This window comes from Bryobacter aggregatus MPL3 (assembly GCF_000702445.1).
Lineage (GTDB): Bacteria > Acidobacteriota > Terriglobia > Bryobacterales > Bryobacteraceae > Bryobacter > Bryobacter aggregatus.
The window spans coordinates 1,206,405-1,224,318 of sequence record NZ_JNIF01000004.1 but is presented as its reverse complement, the minus strand read 5'-3'; the positions used below and the strand labels follow the sequence as shown (position 1 = coordinate 1,224,318).

Annotated in this window: 15 protein-coding genes; 5 read left to right on the top strand and 10 right to left on the bottom strand. The window is 57.5% G+C overall.

Annotated features, from left to right (window positions below; translation table 11 throughout):
- Positions 1 to 28: 28 nt before the first annotated feature.
- Genes ctaD through M017_RS0125035 form a run of 10 tightly spaced genes read right to left on the bottom strand, consistent with a single transcriptional unit; the run spans position 29 to position 11,656 of the window.
- The gene (ctaD, locus tag M017_RS0125080; RefSeq protein ID WP_031501002.1) at positions 29 to 1,684 is read right to left on the bottom strand and encodes a cytochrome c oxidase subunit I; all 1,656 of its coding nucleotides are present in this window, start codon (positions 1,682 to 1,684) and stop codon (positions 29 to 31) included.
- 28 nt (positions 1,685 to 1,712) lie between these two features.
- Positions 1,713 to 2,654: a cytochrome c oxidase subunit II gene (gene coxB, locus M017_RS30355; RefSeq protein WP_031501001.1), complete on the bottom strand. Its 942-nt coding sequence runs from the start codon at positions 2,652 to 2,654 to the stop codon at positions 1,713 to 1,715.
- A 1-nt stretch (position 2,655) separates the two neighbouring features.
- Complete coding sequence (locus M017_RS0125070) at positions 2,656 to 3,579, bottom strand: SCO family protein (protein ID WP_051670854.1); 924 nt, start codon at positions 3,577 to 3,579, stop codon at positions 2,656 to 2,658.
- Positions 3,580 to 3,585: 6 nt separating this feature from the next.
- Positions 3,586 to 4,068: a hypothetical protein gene (locus M017_RS0125065; RefSeq protein WP_031500999.1), complete on the bottom strand. Its 483-nt coding sequence runs from the start codon at positions 4,066 to 4,068 to the stop codon at positions 3,586 to 3,588.
- Between the two features lie 17 nt (positions 4,069 to 4,085).
- Complete coding sequence (locus tag M017_RS27160; RefSeq protein WP_051670853.1) at positions 4,086 to 5,291, bottom strand: hypothetical protein; 1,206 nt, start codon at positions 5,289 to 5,291, stop codon at positions 4,086 to 4,088.
- Positions 5,292 to 5,317: 26 nt separating this feature from the next.
- Positions 5,318 to 5,926, bottom strand: coding sequence for a c-type cytochrome (locus M017_RS0125055; protein ID WP_155121621.1), 609 nt, complete (start codon positions 5,924 to 5,926; stop codon positions 5,318 to 5,320).
- 7 nt (positions 5,927 to 5,933) lie between these two features.
- The gene (locus M017_RS0125050; protein WP_031500996.1) at positions 5,934 to 6,518 is read right to left on the bottom strand and encodes a DUF3341 domain-containing protein; all 585 of its coding nucleotides are present in this window, start codon (positions 6,516 to 6,518) and stop codon (positions 5,934 to 5,936) included.
- A gap of 2 nt (positions 6,519 to 6,520) precedes the next feature.
- The gene (gene nrfD / locus M017_RS0125045) at positions 6,521 to 7,972 is read right to left on the bottom strand and encodes an NrfD/PsrC family molybdoenzyme membrane anchor subunit (protein ID WP_080508156.1); all 1,452 of its coding nucleotides are present in this window, start codon (positions 7,970 to 7,972) and stop codon (positions 6,521 to 6,523) included.
- A 20-nt stretch (positions 7,973 to 7,992) separates the two neighbouring features.
- A complete protein-coding gene (locus M017_RS0125040; protein WP_051670852.1) occupies positions 7,993 to 10,974 on the bottom strand; it encodes a 4Fe-4S dicluster domain-containing protein in 2,982 nt (993 codons plus the stop codon).
- A 28-nt stretch (positions 10,975 to 11,002) separates the two neighbouring features.
- A complete protein-coding gene (locus M017_RS0125035; RefSeq protein WP_031500993.1) occupies positions 11,003 to 11,656 on the bottom strand; it encodes a cytochrome c3 family protein in 654 nt (217 codons plus the stop codon).
- 376 nt (positions 11,657 to 12,032) lie between these two features.
- Here M017_RS0125035 and M017_RS0125030 point away from each other — a divergent pair, with 376 nt between their 5' ends.
- From M017_RS0125030 to M017_RS0125010, 5 genes are all read left to right on the top strand, one after another.
- On the top strand, positions 12,033 to 12,731 hold the full coding sequence (locus M017_RS0125030; RefSeq protein WP_155121620.1) for a hypothetical protein: 699 nt from the start codon (positions 12,033 to 12,035) through the stop codon (positions 12,729 to 12,731).
- 71 nt (positions 12,732 to 12,802) lie between these two features.
- Positions 12,803 to 13,699 (top strand): VWA domain-containing protein, encoded by an 897-nt coding sequence (locus tag M017_RS0125025; RefSeq protein WP_031500991.1) that lies wholly within the window; start codon positions 12,803 to 12,805, stop codon positions 13,697 to 13,699.
- The gene (locus tag M017_RS28325; RefSeq protein WP_051670851.1) at positions 13,696 to 14,343 is read left to right on the top strand and encodes a class D sortase; all 648 of its coding nucleotides are present in this window, start codon (positions 13,696 to 13,698) and stop codon (positions 14,341 to 14,343) included. The genes M017_RS0125025 and M017_RS28325 overlap by 4 nt, the downstream gene beginning before the upstream one ends.
- A 60-nt stretch (positions 14,344 to 14,403) precedes the next feature.
- On the top strand, positions 14,404 to 16,488 hold the full coding sequence (locus M017_RS0125015; protein ID WP_031500989.1) for a M28 family peptidase: 2,085 nt from the start codon (positions 14,404 to 14,406) through the stop codon (positions 16,486 to 16,488).
- Positions 16,489 to 16,510: 22 nt separating this feature from the next.
- Positions 16,511 to 17,617 carry a hypothetical protein gene (locus M017_RS0125010; RefSeq protein ID WP_031500988.1) on the top strand — a complete coding sequence of 369 codons (1,107 nt, stop codon included), beginning with the start codon at positions 16,511 to 16,513 and terminating at the stop codon, positions 17,615 to 17,617.
- Positions 17,618 to 17,914: the final 297 nt, after the last annotated feature.

Sequence of the window (17,914 nt, the reverse complement as noted above, 5' to 3'; positions counted from 1 at the left end):
GAATTGGATCGCTTCAAGGTGGATCGGGTTATTCGACGGCATCCGCCGGAATCTTGAAGGCGCGATAGTCGTAAGGATCGTGATCGACCGAAGGCTGGCCGATGAAGTTATGCGTGATCGGCGGCGATTGGGTCTGCCACTCGAGCGTCGTACCAGCCCAGGGATTGTCCACCGCATTCTTCGGGTTGCGAAGAGAGCTCAGCAGGTTGACGGCTGCGATCATGAGTCCAGCTCCGAGGATCCAGCTTCCGAAGGTGGAGAACTGATGCATCGGCTGGAACTGGTCGAGGTAGGTGTAGTAGCGGCGCGGCATACCCTGGCTGCCCATGATGAACTGCGGGATGAAGGTGCAATTGAATCCGATGAACACCAGACCACACGCGATACGGCCCACAGTGTCGTTGTACATGCGGCCAAACATCTTGGGCCACCAGTAGTGCACGCCTCCGAGGAAGGCGATCACGGTGCCCCCCATCATCACGTAGTGGAAGTGAGCAACCACGAAGTAAGTGTCATGAAGATGAATGTCCACGCTGAGTGCGCCAAGGAAAATGCCGGTGAGTCCACCGATGGTGAAGAGCAGCAGGAAGCTGATGGCGTACAACATGGGCGTCGCCAGCGAGATCGAGGCGCCGTACATGGTGGAGGCCCAGTTGAAGACCTTGATGGCCGACGGAATGGCGACGGCGAAGGTGAGGAAGCTGAAGATGCCAGCGGCAAGAGCACTCTGGCCGCTGGTGAACATGTGGTGTCCCCAGACCAGGAAGCCGATGAGGGCGATGGCCACGGAGCTAAGCGCAATCAGACGGTACCCGAAGATCGTGCGGCGGCAGAAGGTCGGAATGATTTCCGAAATGATCGCCATGCCCGGCAGAATCATGATGTACACCGCAGGATGCGAGTAGAACCAGAAGAAGTGTTGGAACAACACCGGATCGCCGCCGATCTGGGCGTCAAAGATACCGATATTGAAGGCGCGCTCCATGACGAGCAGCACCATGGTGATGCCGAGAACCGGAGTCGCCAGCACCTGGATGATCGCGGTGGAATAGATGGCCCAAACGAAGAGAGGCATTTGGAACCAGCCCATACCGGGAGCACGCAGCTTATGTACGGTGGCGACGAAATTGATGCCGGTGAAAATCGAACTGAAGCCCAGGACAAACACGGACATCGTCATCATCGTGACGGCACCGCCGGTGGTTGTCGAATACGGGGTATAGAAGGTCCAACCGGTGTCCACACCGCCGACCACAATGGAAACCACCGCCATGATCGCGCCCACCACATAGACGTAGTAGCTGGCGAGATTCAGCCGGGGGAACGCGACGTCCTTGGCGCCCAGCATCAGCGGCAATATGAAGTTGCCGAGCGCGGCGGGAATCGACGGAATGATGAACAGGAAGACCATGATCGCGCCGTGCAAGGTGAAGGCCTGGTTGTAGCGTTCAGCGTTCATGAAGTCTTCGCCGGGATGCATCAGCTCGAGTCGAACAATCAGAGCCATGATGCCGCCAGCCAGAAATGCGAGCAGCGTGGACCAGAGGTACATCACGCCGATCCGCTTGTGATCGACCGTGGTCAGCCAGGACCAGAGACCTTTAAAGTCTGGGTCGGTGAGATAGTCCGCGTGGCGCGGAGCTTTGGCGGCTTGTGCCGCGGGGGAAGCAATTACGTCAGCCATTTTTTCGATACCTCTTCTTTGACGATTCCTACTTCAACGATTTGATGTACGCGATCAGCGCCACCAACTGACGTTCCCTGATCTGGCCTTGGAAGGAAGGCATGATCGGCTGGAACCCTTCGACAACTTCTGCTTGCGGTTGCAGGATCGAGGTACGGATGTAGTTCTCGTCAACGGTGATGATCTTTCCATCTGTCATTTTATGTTGTTGGCCGTAGATACCCTTCCAACTCGGACCCTGGCCCTTGGTGCCATCAATCGAGTGGCACGCCGAGCAACCAAAATTCGTGTAGAGCAGGGCGCCAAGCTCTTCCGGCGGCTTGCCCTTTTCATCAGGATCGCCTTCCTCCAGGAACTTCTCATATTCCTGCTGGCTGACAACCTTGACATAGGCTCTCATCTCGGAGTGGCCTTTGCCGCAATACTCAGCGCAGGGAATGACGTAGTCGCCCACTTCGGTCGCCTGGAACCAGACCTCGGTATAGCGATTGGGAAGTACGTCCGCCTTGACGCGGAAAGCGGGGACATAGAAGGCGTGCAACACGTCTTCCGAGTGCATCACCATACGGACCGGCTTGTTGACCGGCACCCAGAGCTTGCCGATGCCGACCGAGCCGTCGGGATAGCCGAAGGTCCAAACCCACTTCTTTGCGGTGACCTGGATTTCCATCGCGCCGTCGGGAGCGACGGTGGCCTGCATGTAGCTATTGAAGCCCCAGAAGAATACCACCATGCAGAGGATGAGCGGAATGACGCTCCAGCTCAGTTCGAGAAACGTATTGTGCTCGATGTGCGCCGTCTTTTGGGTCTGTGACTTTCGACGATATTTAATGACGAAAAGAACGACCATCCCGAGAATCAGGAAGAAGAAGAACAAGTTCAGGTACATGACGAACATGAACAGGTCGTCGACGTCACTGGCGCGGATGCTAGCCGCATTGGGGAGGAATAGATTTCGTAGCCAAGTCATATTAGTTTCTGGTACCGCCCGGATTGCTCACAGCGAGGGTGGTGCCAGCCCCGCCGGAATTGTCTCGCGTCATAAAATCCTTCCGCCAGAAGCGGAAGAGGAAAAAACCTAGGGTGACCATCACCAGAAAACCTCCAAGACGCATGAAGTTGGTGGCAAACAGCACATACGACTTTGCACTAGGGTCGTAGTGGTAACACATGAGCAGAATCTTCTCGAAGCTCAATCCGAATTTGTCGGCAGCCGCCTCTGTCAAAGCGAGACGAAGATCCTGCTCCTTAAACTTAATCCCATAGAGATAGCGTGAAACCATCCCCTGCGGGGTGAGGATCATGATGGCCGCACTGTGCGCATACTGCTGCTGGTGGGCGTCGTAGTTGTAGCGAAACCCGACCTGATCGGCGAGCTTCTTCACGTTGCCTTGGTAGTCGACCAGAAAGTGCCATCCCGCTCCGACCGGACGGTCGAAATTGCTGAGATAGGCTTCCTTCTTATCCTTGGCCATTTCGGAGGTCTCGGTCGGATCGATCGAGATCGTGACGACGTCAAACTCTTTGCCCGGAGTCCATGCCAATTGCTTGAGCACGGTGACCTGAGCGTTCAGCGTGAGGTTGCAGAGCATCGGGCACTTGAAGTAGACAAGATTCAGAACGACCGGACGGCCGCTCTTGAAGTAGTCGCCCAGCTTCTTGAGCCGGCCGTCTTCACTGACGAAGCTCAGGTCCAGATCCACTTTCTGGCCCAGCTTCTCATCGACTCCCACACCGTTCATTTCGTTCGGCATAAGGGTCTTCTTGTCTTCTAACACGCGCGCCCGCTCGGCGGCATTCCGTGGCATGCCCATGATCTCGTTCTGAGCAAACACGGGTGCGAGCGCGCCCGAAAGGGCCGCCAGGATGCCGAGTTGTGTCAGAACGAACTTCATAGGAACCTACTTCTTTGTTGTTTCAGGAGCTGCGGTTTCGGCGGGGGGAGCCGTCGGCTTTCCAAGAGCCTTGTCGATAACGGCCTGCAGATTCGGATCTTCTTCATGCGGCTTGACGGCGGCGCTATTGCCACCATAGAAGGTCTTGCCCGCATTGGCTTCCTGTACCAGGAGCTGCATCGCGCGTTCGATGGGGAGTTGAACCGTCCCTTTGGCCTTGTCGATGTACTTGTACTGGGTCAGCCGCTCGGTTTCGCCAGCGCGCACTTCGCGGAGTTCCTGCCAGATCGGCACTTCCACTTCGAGGTGCCGTGTGTATTCGAGCTGTCCGATGTACCAGTAGTAAACGGTCAGGCAGCTGCCAATGATCGTGAGAACGATGACGAAAGTGATGAAGCCGATTTTGATGGCATTCGGTTCCGTCCGTTCATAGCCGACTGCTTCGGCTTGTTCGGGAGTGAGATGTTCGTAAGCGTTAGACGTAGACATGGTTTCTCATCTCTCCTTTAGAGGTTGTGGTGCGCCAGGGCCTGATAGAGGCGGACATCGCCAACAGGGACAATGGCGTGCTGCTTGAGCCTGTTCCAGAAGAAGAAGGCATAGAAGCTCGTCGTGGCAATCGGGGCGGTGATGTCTAGCCAATGCGGACTAAAGCCACCGGGGTGCAGGGTCGGCATGACATTCCAATGGATATCGAGATAATCCATCACCAGGAGCCAGACTGCCATGAAGGCAAGGGTGCCGAGATTCCGCTTGGTCTTCCGGGTGATCAGGAAGAAGAGCGGGAACACAAAGTGCCCAAAGACAAGGAACTTCGAGACGCTGAGCCAGCTTCCGACAAAGCGGTTGCGGAACCAGATCGTTTCTTCCGGGATATTGGCGTACCAATACAGCATGTACTGGCTGAAGCTGACATAGGTCCAAAAGACGGTGACTGCGAACATCCACTTCCCAAGATCATGATAATGCTCTTCGGTAATGGAATTCTTGAGAACACCCACCCGGCGAAAGCCGAGCGAAATCAGTGTCAGCGTGCACATGGAGGCCAGTGCGCCGCCGGCATAGATGTAGATGCCGTAGATGGTGGAGAACCAATGGGGATCGAGACTCATCAGCCAATCGAAGGCGGCAAAGCTGGTGGCCAGGAAGACCAGCAGCAGGCCGGGCGCGGAGTAGCGCGAATTCGAGTGCATATGCTCGATGTTCTTATCGGTATCCATCGCCGTCGAATTGCGATAGATGCCCCAGGCAAAGAAGGTCCAGATGCAGAAGTAGACGACGCCGCGGATGATAAAGGCCTGCGAATTCAGCCAGACAGCCTTACCCTGCAGGACATGGTCGGCGGCGACCACGTCGGGATGCGACCAGCGATAGAGCTCGTGGATGCCGAGGGCGACCGGCAGGAACAACAGAATGCCATACGGCAGACAGGAGGCGAGCGTCTCAGAGAAGCGGCGCACGGTCACGTTCCAGGCAGCCCCGGCCAGATAACCAGCCATCAGGAAGAACAGCGCTCCGAGCAGGATGCGCGTGCTCCACATGAAGGCGGCCAAGTAGCTATGGAAGAACTGCTTCTGATTGAGGAAGTAGCCAGCGGCAGTAGCGGCTGCGCTGATGAGAAACAGGAATACGATTACATTGCGGACTTTGGTCCACAGACCCTCGTCCAGCCGGAAGCTGTCGAGAGTAGCGGGTTGGGAATGTTGAGCCATTGTGCTTCTTTCTTTCTTTCCCTTACTTAGCGCAGGTCTGCCCGCAAGTCGGCGGGGACGTCTTCAAGAGTGCCGCGGTCGCTACGCTGCAGTGCGCGGACATAGGCGACCACCGCCCAGCGATCTTGCTCTAGAATCTGGAAACGATAGCCGTGCATGGTGCGGCGGCCATTGGAAATTACGTCATAGAGTTCGCCGTCGGGCATGGCGACGATGCGATCTTCATGCAGATTGGTGGGCAGCCACAGGGTCCGTTTCGGGACAATGCCAGCGCCGGAACCGGTACGGTCATGGCAAGGCGAACAATAGGTGTTGAACTTGGTCTGGCCAGTCTTCAACAGAGCCGCATCGATCTTGTGCGGATTCTTGCCGAGATACTGTCCATTCACGATGCCACGGAAGAGCGCGTCGTCATCCTTGAGATGGCCGACGGCGACCGTACCCGGAACAGGCATGCGGTTCGAGCGGTCATCGGCGAAGACTCCCTGGCCGCGATAAAGCGTCTGGGCCTTGTACTTTTCCTGACGGTCCATGTCGTCAAAGATTTCGATGGGACGGGATCGGGTGGGGAAGTTCTGGCAGCCACTCAGCCCAAGAACCACCATAGCCAAACTCAATAAGCTTACGAGTTTCACGAGAGCTTCAGTCCTCCACAATCTCTGCGCTGGTTGCGCCCAGGTTCATCAGCAGTTGCCGGGTTTCGACGGCCGAAAACTTCGGGTCGCTTCTCTCGACAACCAGTAGAAAGCCGTCATCGGTCGCACGGCCGAAGCGGGAAAAGTTCATCGTCGGATGGTAGAGCTTGGGCAGGCCGTTCAAGGCCAGCATGCCGAAGACGCAGCAGAAGGCCGAAAAGAGAACGCTCAATTCGAACATGATCGGCATGGCGAATTCAAAGGCAAACAGCGGCTTGCCGGCGATGACCAGCGGATAATCCACCGCACCCGTCCACCACTGCAGCAGGATGGCGGTCATGGTGCCGGTGAGGCCGACGCAGATCACCAGATAACCGAGGATCGAGCGCGGGATGCCGATGGCCGCTTCGATCCCGTGGACCGGGAACGGCGTCATCGCATCGAGTTTCGTATAGCCATGCTTATGATGGATGGCCTCGCCTGCCTTGAGCAGGGCTTGTTCATCTTCGAACTCGGCAACCACTCCCCACAACTGCTTGGGAGCATGGGGGTCGAAGATTCGCCGGATGGCTTCAAGATCGATTAAGGACATCGTTAGACCCTCACCTTCATGATTTCGTCGCGGCGTTCGACCAGCAGCTTCTCTACTTCTTCAGGCAGGTGGCGGTGCTTATCGGCAGCGACGACACCCTTCACTTCAGAGATCGCGATCATCGGGACAAAGCGCACAAACAGCAGGAAGAGGGTCATAAAGAGACCGAAGGTTCCAATGAAGGTGCAGATGTCGACGTAGGTCGGCCGGAAGTAGCCCCAGCTCGACGGCAGGAAGTCGCGGTGCAAGCTGGTGACGATGATGACGAAGCGCTCAAACCACATACCGATGTTGATAAAGATCGAGATGACAAACATGAACGGAATGTTCGTACGCAGCTTCTTGAACCAGAAGAACTGCGGCGAGATCACGTTGCACGAAATCATCGTCCAGTAAGCCCACCAGTAAGGACCGAAAGCGCGATTGATAAATGTGAACTTTTCGTATGGGTTGCCCGAATACCAGGCAATGAAGAACTCAGTACCGTAGGCATAGCCCACGATGGTGCCGGTGGTGAGCATGATCTTGTTCATGTTCTCGAAGTGCTTGATCGTAACCAGGTGTTCGAGGTCAAAGCACTTGCGGAAGATGACCAGCAGCGTCATCACCATGGCGAAGCCGGAGAACACGGCGCCCGCAACGAAGTAAGGCGGGAAGATCGTCGTGTGCCAGCCGGGCAGAACGGAGACAGCGAAGTCGAAGCTGACGATGGTGTGTACGCTGAGCACGAGCGGCGTCGAAAGACCGGCGAGCAGCATGTACGCCATTTCGTAGTTGTTCCAGTGGACAGCAGAGCCGCGCCAGCCGAGCGACAGAGCACCGTAAATCTTGGCGCGGAGGCCGGTGGCACGGTCACGAACCGTGGCCAGATCAGGAATGAGACCGACATACCAGAACAGCGCCGACACCGTACCGTAAGTAGAGATGGCGAATACGTCCCAGAGCAGCGGCGAACGGAAGTTCTGCCACATGTTGATGTCGGTGTTCGGAATCGGGAAGAGCCAGTAAGCGCGCCAGACACGGCCAACGTGGAAGACCGGGTAGATACCGGCGCAAGCCACGGCGAACAGCGTCATCGCTTCGGCGGCGCGGTTGATCGAGGTGCGCCACTTCTGGCGGAAGAGGAAAAGAATTGCCGAGATCAGCGTACCGGCGTGGCCGATGCCGATCCAGAACACGAAGTTCGTGATGTCCCAGGCCCAACCGATCGGGGAGTTGTTACCCCAGACGCCGACGCCGGTCATCACCTGATAGGCCAGCATGCCGAACAGCATGCCTGTCACCAGCAGGCTCAAGCCAAAAGCGATCCACCAGGCTTTGGGCGTCTTCACCTCGACGATGCCGACGACATCCTCGGTGATTTCTTTGTAGCCGGTTGGCCTGGTGCCCTTATCGAGCACCAGGCGCGGCGAGATTGCGTCCAGATCGGAGTTCGTTAATGTAAGGTTCGCCATTCGTCTTTACTCGCGTTTCCTTAGTGGGCCGCCGGGGCTTTCTTTTCAGGCGTCAGTTCCGGATTCGGATTCCGCAGCTTGGCGAGGTAGGTGGTACGGGGACGTACGTTCAGCTCAGCAAGTAGCGCATAGTTCCGGCTCGATGCCTTGAGCTTGGAGACCGCAGCATTCGGGTCGTTGATATTTCCAAAGGCGATCGCATCTGCCGGGCAGGTCTGCTGGCATGCGGTCTGGATTTCGCCATCGCGTACAGCGCGGCGTCCAGCCGGATCGGTCTTTGCATTGATCTTGCCTTCCACGATGCGCTGGGTGCAGTAGGTGCACTTTTCCATCACGCCGCGCATGCGGGTGCTGACATCGGGGTTGGAGCCAAGATTCTCAAATTCGGTTTTGCCCTTCGTCCAGTTCAGATAGTTGAACTTCCGAACCTTGTACGGGCAGTTGTTCATGCAGTAGCGGGTCCCGATGCAGCGGTTGTAGGCCATATCGTTCAAGCCCTCGGGGGAATGAACGGTGGCGGCTACGGGGCAGACGCTCTCGCACGGTGCGTTTTCGCATTGCTGGCAATTCAGCGGCTGTACCACGACTTGCGGATCTTCGCCAACGCCCTCTACGCCTTCGCTGACGAAGTAACGGTCGAGACGGATCCAGTGCATTTCGCGGCCCATGGCGACAAACTTCTTGCCCACCATCGGAATGTTGTTTTCACTGAAGCAGGCCACCAGACAGGCATTGCAGCCGGTGCAGACGTTCAAATCGATCGTCATGCCCCACTGGTTGCCCTTGTCATAGCCCCAGTCCGGGAAGAGACTTTCGAGCGGCGGACCTTCCACTTCCTGTGCAAACGAAGGTTCCTTCTTGAAATCAGCAAGCGTTGTCTCACGGACAAGGCCGCGATCATGTTGCCAGTCGCCATCCGGATCGTCCTGGGTGCGCACCAGCATGTAGCTCTTGGCGTTCTTCGAGACGTTGATACCCGTCGCATAACCCTGGGAAGCAGAGTTGCGGAGCTTATAGGCGTTGAAGCCGGCGCCCTTGCCGACACGGCCGACCTTCTCGCGGCCATAACCAAGACCGATGGCGAGAACGCCGTCTGCCTGTCCGGGCATGATGACCACCGCGGCTTCGATTGTTGCGCCGTTGACGCTGAGGTTCACCATATCGCCCGTGAGGCCGATATAGCCCATTTCCGCCTTCAGGCTTTCCGCCGTCTTCTTCGACATCGTGACGCAGTTGTCCCAGACCACCTTGGTCATCGGATCGGGCAATTCAATCAGCCACGCATTATTTGCAAAGCGGCCGTCATAGACACCGACAGAGGGGAGGAAAACCAGTTCCGTACCATTCGAAGGGGAAGGCACGGGAAGCGCAGCCACCTTCTTCACGTCGACGCTCGCCTTCAGCGGCGCGAAGGCGGTGCCTTCGATGATGCCGTCGTGGAGGGCCTTGCGCCAGGCCTTTTCTTTATCACCGGTGAAGCCAGCGGTCCAATGGGCCTTTACGATGTCGTAGGCCTTGTGCTTCTCGAGTCCGGTGACGATCGCGAGTACTTCGGTGGGAGTCCGGCCGCCGAGTAAGGGAGCAATCACGGGCTGCTGGATCGAAGCCGTACCGTCGGCGGCGCGTCCGTCGCCCCAATCTTCGAGGTAATGGGCCTGCGGCAGGCACCAGTTGGCGATGGCAGCCGTTTCGTCGTGCTCCATGCCGATGTGGATTACGGTTTTCGCCTTCTTTGCATTCTCTGCAAAGTTCAGGTCGCTGGGCATAGTGTAGGCGGGGTTGCCACCCAGAATAACGAGCGTAGAAATCTGGCCACCGGCGAGCGCGGCGCCAAAGGTCTTCAGCGCTTCGCCCTGGGGCTCGGTCAGGGCAGGGAGCAGGCTGACCGTGGTGCCGATGTTGCCGAGCACCTGATTGATTGCGAGGACCGTTGCGTGAACCTGCGGCGATTGCCGGGGGCCTGCGAGAACGACACTCTTTCCGGCATTCTTCTTGAGGTCCTTGGCGACTGCGGCGGCAAACTTACGGTTGCCTTCCCCTTCCACCTTGGCCTCGCCGCTTTCCTGGACAAGCTTCAGCACTTCGGCGGCAAAACCAGCCACTTCGCTTGGCTTCAAGCGGAGGCGATTGTCAGCCATGGCGCCTGTCAACGAGTAGTGGCCTTCCACTACATACAGGCGGTTCATCTCGTCGCCGGCCTTCTCGACGCGGCGCTTCTTGCTGAACTGCTTGGTCGGCAGGGTGCTGGTCGCATCGGTGCCGAGGAAGTCGTTGTCTAACGAAAGGATGACTTCGGCCTTATCGAGTGAATAATTGGGTTCGCCCAAAGCGCCGGTGGCAAGTTGTGTGCCAAGCACCGCGTTGTCGTTATTGATGGGTTCCCAGTAAAGCCAGAGCGCCTTGGGGAACTTCTTTTGAGCCGCAGCGACGACAGCGCGGAAGCTGTCCCCAGCATTGCGTTCCGAAACAAAGGCAAGACCGGTGCCGTCACCGATCGAGGAGAAATGTTGCTTGGCGAAGCTTTCAAAGGCTTCCCAGGTGGAACTGGCTCCGTCTTTCATGACGAAACTGCAGCGGTCCGGATCATACAGACTCAGCACACTGCCCTGGGAATAAGTGGTGGCCGCACCCTTCGCCGCGGGATGGACAGGATTGCCTTCCACCTTGGTGGGGCGTCCGTCGTTGGCTTCGATGCGAAGGCCCTGCGCGGTGCCGCCCAGATTGTAAACCGTGTTGTAGTAAAGCGGCTTACCGGGGATTAGATCTTCTACACCACGTGAAAAACTGACGATTGCCGCAGGCGGACGGCGGCAGCTCGCCAGTCCGGCGAGGCCGGCGCCAGCGGCCATGATCTTCAGAATGTCACGGCGGCTATTGCTGTCCAGTTCCTGGTCGTTCGTCGTCGGCAGGCCATTGGCCCAACCCTGGAATTCCGGCGTCTGCCCCAGTTGGTCGAGAGGCATCCGGTTCTTTTTCACGTTGCTGATTTGAACGAGACTCATCGTGCTTGGTTCCTTTTCCCGTTCCGTTTTAGCGGTGGCATCCGCCGCAGTTGACGGGCGGGTTCAGCCCTTTGGCCTTGACAATTTCGAGACCGATTTCCGTGGCCGTCTTGCCCGCTGGCGGTTCCCAATCGAGCTTGGTCACAAATTCGGCAGGGCGGACATTCGGCGCCGGGTTCCGGTGGCAATCGAGACACCAGCCCATGTTCAAGGGCTTCACTTGGGTCACTTCCACCATCTGGTCGACGCGGCCATGGCAGCTCACGCAGCTCACGCCAGCGGTGACGTGGGCGGAATGATTGAAATAGGCGTAATCGGGAAGGCTATGTACCTTGGCCCATTTCACCGGTTCACCGGTAGCGTAGCTGGCCCGGATGGGCGCCAGCGCAGAGCTATCCGATTTCACTCGGGTGTGGCAATTCATACAGGTTTCTGTAGCGGGAATAGCGGCATGTCCGGCTTTCGTTACTGTGTTGTGGCAGTAATAACAGTCCATGCCCAGGTTCCCGGCGTGCAATTTGTGGCTATAGGGCACGGGTTGCACGGGTCGGTACCCGGTATCGATTACGACTGGCATCGTGAAGTAGGTGTAGGCAGCTACACCTACCAAAATCGAGATTCCCAGAAACGCGCCAATGGCGCGGACGATAAAATCTAACGACTTGGGGAAGATCGGCTTCATTAGGCTTCCTTCGAACTATTCCGGACCACTTTTGTCCTACTTTCTGACTTCTAACTTGAGACTAAGCGGTGTCTTTTTAGACACTTGGCCCGAATACCTCTAAATCACAACGATAACCCAACCATTTGGGCAGGGCAACAGATTTTCTCCTCCCATGGGAAATTTTCCTGTCAAACAAGAATTTCTAGGATCGCTCGATTGGGAGCTAGCCGGATTTTACATACCGCCGAAAGGGGCTAGGCGAGAAGTTCCCAGAGGGAGAAGGCACGAAACCGGATCGGCCGGTTATTCCTTTCAGAATCGGGGAAAATCTCTTACTTTTCTTCTCAGTAGCAGCAATTCGTGGTTTGGAGAGTGGATTGCAACCACAGAGGGCATGAAGCTAACACACATCTCACTTTCTGTACTAACGCTTGCTGTTGCGTTGAGTCCGGCACTCCAAGCGGATGAGTGGAACAAGAAAACAATCATCACCATATCCGAAGCCATGCAGATCCCTGGCAAAGTACTGCCCGCGGGAAAGTATGTCTTAAAGCTGGTTGAATCCCAATCGAACCGCCATATCGTTCAGATCATGAACGAGCGGGAAGACCATGTAGAGGCGACTCTCATTGCGATCCCGAACTATCGTCTGCAACCCACAGGGAATTCGAGCTTCGGCTTCTGGGAAACTCCCGCCGGTACTCCCAAGGCTCTACGCTCCTGGTTCTATCCTGGCGATAATTTCGGCCAGGAGTTCGCCTATCCAAAAGACTTTGCAGCAACGCTGAACGCCTCCAACCGTGAGAAAGTTCCGATGCTCAATGAAGAATCTAGCGCAACAACCGAAGTGGCTACGGCTGCAGTGCCGGCAGAAGCACCGGCTCCTGAGGCCGCTCCTGCTCCCGCCCAGGTTGTCGCCCCTGAGACGGAGACCACCGTCGCTGCTGCCGCTCCGGCGCCAGTCTCTGTTACTGAAGCACCTGAACGGACCACACTTCCCACGACGGCTTCGCCCCTTGCGGCCATCGCACTCGGCGGCCTGTTGATGGTTTCGGCCGGGTTGTCGCTTTCCGCCTATTCCGCCCGCCGTTAATCATTGAAACTGGAAAGAGAGTAGTAGTTTCATGGGGCGGCCATGCCAGCGGCCGCCCTTTCGGAGTTCCCATGCTGCTTCAATTGCTTCCATTGCTGCTCCTTTCTGCACCTCAGGAGGAGCAGTTCAAAATCCGGATGGGCGTGGATGTCGTTTTACTGGATACCTTAGTGTCCCGGCAGAACGACATACCCGTGCCAGAGTTGAAGGCATCGAACTTTAAGGTGTTTGTCGATGCGAAGGAAGTTGCTTTAGTCCATTTTTCGCCCCAGGATTCGACGGTCGCACTTGCATTTCTGGTAGATGCCAGTGGCAGCATGCGACCTCTCCGGCGCATCACGGCTATCGCGGCGCAGTCTTTGTTCAATCTCAATAAAAGTGGCGATGAGGTCTCGTTGATCGCCTTCAGTGACCGTCCGCAGGTGCTTCTCGGGCCGATCCCTCAAGAGGTCAAGGATGCCACCATGCTCCGGGATGCTCTTCTCCAACGGGTTGCCTGGGAAGGCCGTACCAGCCTTTATGACGCGATGATGATTGGTCTCAATGGTTTGCAATCTGCGCACGCCTCACGGCGGGCGCTTGTCGTGTTCAGTGACGGAGGCGATAACCAGAGCGTTGCGACCAAGCAGCAGGTCCAGGACGCGGTCCGGTCGCAAAGTGTCACGGTTTATGCGGTAGCTCTGATTGATCCGGAGAGCCGGGATCTGGACGAAAACTTTCTGCGGCAGATCTCCGCAGAGTCTGGGGGGCGTTACTTCCGGGTGACCGAACCCTCGACACTTGAATCCATCCAGAGTGTGATCGCAGCAGATATTCGCGGCCGTTATGTACTCGGCATTGCCGGTTTGCCGCGTGAGCCGAGCCATTCGGCCAGGCATCGCATCCGGATTGAATGCCGGGATAACCAGGGAAACCGTCTGAAAACTTTAGCTCGCACGACGTACTATTCGCGAGAGGCCATCCAATGACGATTCGATTCCGAGTTTCGAGCCATCCTTTCGCCTATCTGCTTTGCGGCGGTGGCATGCTCATGATTGCGGTGGCCGGATTCCTGTGGTTTTCGGGGAGCTGGGAAGAACAGCAGGACCGGGAACGCTATCTGGCCGAGATTGCGGCGCCCGGGGTGGTAGAAGCCGCCGGGCCTCTCCCCAAGGGGAATCCCGCGCCGCACCATAAGGTCTCTACCCGGCCTGCGGCAGCCAGTGCCCTCGGGCTGGGCGTGATCGACATTCCACGGCTGAAACTGACTTCTCTGATTCGTCCGACGGATGAGGACCGGGATCTGTCGCGCGGGGTGGGCCATGTGCGGGGCACCGCATTTCCCGGTCAGGCTGGGACCGTCGCTTTAGCAGGACATCGGGATACGTTTTTCCGCGATCTGCGCTGGATCAGGGATGGCGACACCATTCGCCTGCGCTTGCCGGGAGGGACAAAGCTGTATCAGGTTAAGGAGACCAAAGTGGTGGAACCTACCGACGTGTCCGTGCTCCATGGCAACAACCGCGACCGCCTCGTGCTGATCACCTGCTTCCCGTTTCACTACATTGGCCCCGCGCCCCACCGTTTTATCGTTATTGCCGAGCCGATTCCCCACCAAATTGCCCGCCGCTAGTGCGCTTCTTCGGCTTTTCTTCGCGGTAACCTCGGGCCGCAGTACTACAATCAAGCAAATATGACTCGTTCTTTCCTCTCTCTGCTCGCTGCAGCCGGAATGATCTCCGCGCAGCTCACAGAGAATCCGATCATGCGCCCACCGGAGCAACTGAATCCGAAGACGCTTTTGAAACCCGAAGTGATTGACACACTGGTCAATGAAATTTCCGGTTCGCTTGCCATCGCCAATATCCTCGAAATCGCGCCCTATGAGCGCAACCGGCCTGCCGAAGAGTATGCCGGTCTCTACCGGGAATCTGCTTATGTCGAAAAGAAGCTGAAGGAGTTCAAGCTCGACAACGTAGAAGTGAAGATGTTCCCGATGCCAATGAAGCAATGGGATGGTGAAGAGGGCGAGTTTTGGGTGACGAGTCCGGCCAAAAAGCTGATCGTCAATTATCGTGACGTGGCTGCTGCTCTGGCCGTTGGCTCCAAGTCGGCTGACGTGACCGCGCAACTTGTCTATGCAGGCCGTGGCGACAACAAGAGTGACTACGCCGGCAAGAACATTAAGGGCAACATCGTGCTCATTTCCGGACCGCCTACCGCCGCCTTCGATCTGGCGATCAACGAGTTTGGCGCAGCCGGAATCGCCAGCTTCAACAACCCGGTGGGCCGTCCCTTCGACCGTCCCGACCAGATTGCCTGGAACCCGCTCGGCCGTGGCATCTCGATTGGCGAAGACAAGAATCCCTTTGGCTTCAACCTGTCCCACCGCATGGGCATCGAACTGATGGAACGTCTGGAGAAGGGCGAGAAGCTCACCGTCCGGGCGAAGGTCAAGGCAACCGAATACGACACCAAGATGCAGGTGCCCACCGCCGTCATCAAGGGCGACGGCAGCAGCGATCAGGAGATCACGCTGGTTTCCCATCTGTTTGAAGGGGTTGCCAAGCAAGGCGGCATGGACAACACCTCCGGCAGCGCGATCACGCTCGAAATCGCCCGGGTCTGGCAAAAGCTGATCAACGATGGCGCGATCCCGCGTCCCCGCCGCACGGTTCGTTTCCTCTGGGTGCCTGAGATCTCCGGCTCCATTGCTTACACACGTGCGAATCCGGAAGAGACCAAGAAGATGATCGCTGCCATCGCGATTGACATGGCCGGTGGCGATGTCGCCAAGAGCCACAACTCGCTGCGTCTGATGACCACACCCTACTCGGTCACCAGCTTCCTGAACGACGTTCACACCCAGTTCTTCAACTTCGTCGGCGAAACCAACCGCGAGAAGGTGAATAACCGCCGTCTCTACTACGGCTTCCAGTACCCGATCCTCGATCCGAAGGGCTCGCGTGACGAGTTCTACTACAACATCGAAAAGCACTATGGCGCTTCCGACCACACTGTCTATCTCGGCCAGGGCATCCCGGCCTTGTTGTACAACAACTGGCCCGACGTTGCCTATCATACGAGCGAAGATTCGGTGGCCAATGCCGATCCGACACAGGCCAAGCGTGCCGGTTTCGTTGCACTCGCTGCCTCGATGGTGATCGCCAATGCCGATGGTCCTGGCGCGCTCGGCGTGGCCGGAATGGTGTCTGGCTATGCCGGCCAGCGTTCGGGCAAAGAACTCGGCGCGGCCCTGCAGGAGCTGAGCGAGAACAGCGACCTGCGCTGGGCGCTGGCGCGCATGAGAATCAACTACGAGCGCGAGGCGGACACGATCCGCTCGGCTGCGATTCTGGCCGACAAGGATCCGGCGACCAAGAAGAAGATCGAAGACTACGCGACGGAGTTCTACGAGACCGGCCTCAAGGCCGATCTGGCGCGCATCCAGGCCTTTGCTAAGGCTCGCGGCATTGTCCCTAAGCAGATGACCGAAGATGAGACGCGTGCCTCCAAGCTGGTAGTCGTCCGCGTGAAGCCGAACGCACCGCCCACGATGGGTGGCGGCGGGGGCAGCCGCACCGTTTCGCCGCTCGATGCAGAGAAACTGACCGGCATGGGTTTGTCCGAAGCGAAGGCCTTCGTCAATGGAAAGCGGACCGTACTCGACATCCGCGACGCCGTCTCGGCCGAGTTTGGCGCGATCGATGCGAAGCTTTTCCTCGCTGCTTTTGACGATGCGGTGAAGTCAGGCGACTTTGAGCTGGTCCAGAAGTAGTCGCTCTCTTACGATCCTCGCTGTGCTGGCCTACTATTTGTGGGCCAGTACTGCTTTCAATGAGTTCAGTCCGAACGGATATTACAACTACCTGGCCCGGGGCTTTGCTTCGGGCCATTTGTATGTCCCGATCGAGGTGAATCCGAAGCTGCTGGAGTTGGAGAATCCTTATGATCCCGAGGTTCCCGATGAGCTTCGGATGTCGGACATGGCACTCTACGAGGGCCGCTACTACCTCTATCACGGTCCTGCTCCGGTGCTGCTCACCTTCCTGCCGATCCATCGGCTCTTTCATCGCGATCTCCCCGAGAATCTTGCGCTCTTTCTCTTTGCTTGCGCTGGATTCCTGGCGAATCTGATGACCCTGCGCAAGTTCCATCCCGATGCGGGCTCCCTGCTGTATCTGGGGTTGGGCCTGGCAAACGGCATTCCTTTTCTGCTGCACCGGGCCATGGTTTATGAGGTCGCCATCGGCTGTGGCTACGCCTGTCTGGCGGTTGGTTTTGCTTTGTATTTTCGGGGCAAGCACGCACTTGCCGGAATCGCCTTTGCGTTTGCCATCCTGTCCCGTCCGCACCTGGGCTTGGCTCTCTTGTTTGTGAGTCCGCGCTGCTGGCCTACCGCCTCTCTCGGGGTCCTCGCCAGTCTGAGCTACAACTACCTGCGCTTCCACTGGCCGTTTGAATTCGGTCTGCACTACCTGCTCGCCGGGCCCGGCCAGCAATCTCCGAACTTCCGAGGGGAAGCGATTTTTCCCAGCCTCTACATGTTTTTGTTGCACCCGCCAGAATGGTTGGCGAAGTTTCCCTTTCTGCGCATTACCCGCGATCCGGCGATCGCTCTGCCGCCTCAGTTCTTTCACGAGAACATCATGGGCGCGCTGTGGCTTGCTCCCTTTTTGGTGTTGCAGCGGCCGAAGTGGCGGCTTGCTGCAACGGGAGCCGCACTGCTTCTGTTTCTGTCCAGTGCGGGCTGGGTGACGCAGCGTTATGTAGTTGATTTTCTGCCTTGGATGGTGCTGGCGGCGCTCTGTCAGAAGGCAAACCCGCGGCTGCGAAACCCACTCATCGCCATGGCGGTAGTCATGAATCTTCTCCTGCACTGGCAGGGTCCGTACAACGCTCCCTAGAGGCTGAAGGGAGGCCTCCTTTGGCGATACCAGACCGGCAGCGGCCAGCCAGCGCGGGATCCGTATCTGCAGCGACGCCGGGGGGGATGTCGAGTCGAACAGGATTGTGCTCAAATTAGTGCGCTCCAATCCAGCCGCCTCGTCCACGAGTTTGAGCCTCCCGTTCCGTGCGCGCCAAGAAAGGATTTCCTCTGCCTTCGAGCCGTTTCAAACGACTGCCGGAGACCATCTTTCTCAAGCTTGCCTTCGCGGCCACCCCGGAAAGGAAACGACAGGTTCTAGCGACACCCGTAGAAT

Coding starts and splice junctions, on each gene's coding strand:
- M017_RS0125040 (WP_051670852.1), bottom strand. CDS start 10,974: ATGAGTCTCGTTCAAATCAGCAACGTGAAAAAGAACCGGATGCCTCTC.
- nrfD (WP_080508156.1), bottom strand. CDS start 7,972: ATGGCGAACCTTACATTAACGAACTCCGATCTGGACGCAATCTCGCCG.
- M017_RS0125030 (WP_155121620.1), top strand. CDS start 12,033: ATGAAGCTAACACACATCTCACTTTCTGTACTAACGCTTGCTGTTGCG.
- ctaD (WP_031501002.1), bottom strand. CDS start 1,684: ATGGCTGACGTAATTGCTTCCCCCGCGGCACAAGCCGCCAAAGCTCCG.
- M017_RS0125070 (WP_051670854.1), bottom strand. CDS start 3,579: ATGAAGTTCGTTCTGACACAACTCGGCATCCTGGCGGCCCTTTCGGGC.
- M017_RS0125050 (WP_031500996.1), bottom strand. CDS start 6,518: ATGTCCTTAATCGATCTTGAAGCCATCCGGCGAATCTTCGACCCCCAT.
- M017_RS0125015 (WP_031500989.1), top strand. CDS start 14,404: ATGACTCGTTCTTTCCTCTCTCTGCTCGCTGCAGCCGGAATGATCTCC.
- M017_RS0125035 (WP_031500993.1), bottom strand. CDS start 11,656: ATGAAGCCGATCTTCCCCAAGTCGTTAGATTTTATCGTCCGCGCCATT.
- M017_RS27160 (WP_051670853.1), bottom strand. CDS start 5,291: ATGGCTCAACATTCCCAACCCGCTACTCTCGACAGCTTCCGGCTGGAC.
- M017_RS28325 (WP_051670851.1), top strand. CDS start 13,696: ATGACGATTCGATTCCGAGTTTCGAGCCATCCTTTCGCCTATCTGCTT.
- coxB (WP_031501001.1), bottom strand. CDS start 2,654: ATGACTTGGCTACGAAATCTATTCCTCCCCAATGCGGCTAGCATCCGC.
- M017_RS0125025 (WP_031500991.1), top strand. CDS start 12,803: ATGCTGCTTCAATTGCTTCCATTGCTGCTCCTTTCTGCACCTCAGGAG.
- M017_RS0125065 (WP_031500999.1), bottom strand. CDS start 4,068: ATGTCTACGTCTAACGCTTACGAACATCTCACTCCCGAACAAGCCGAA.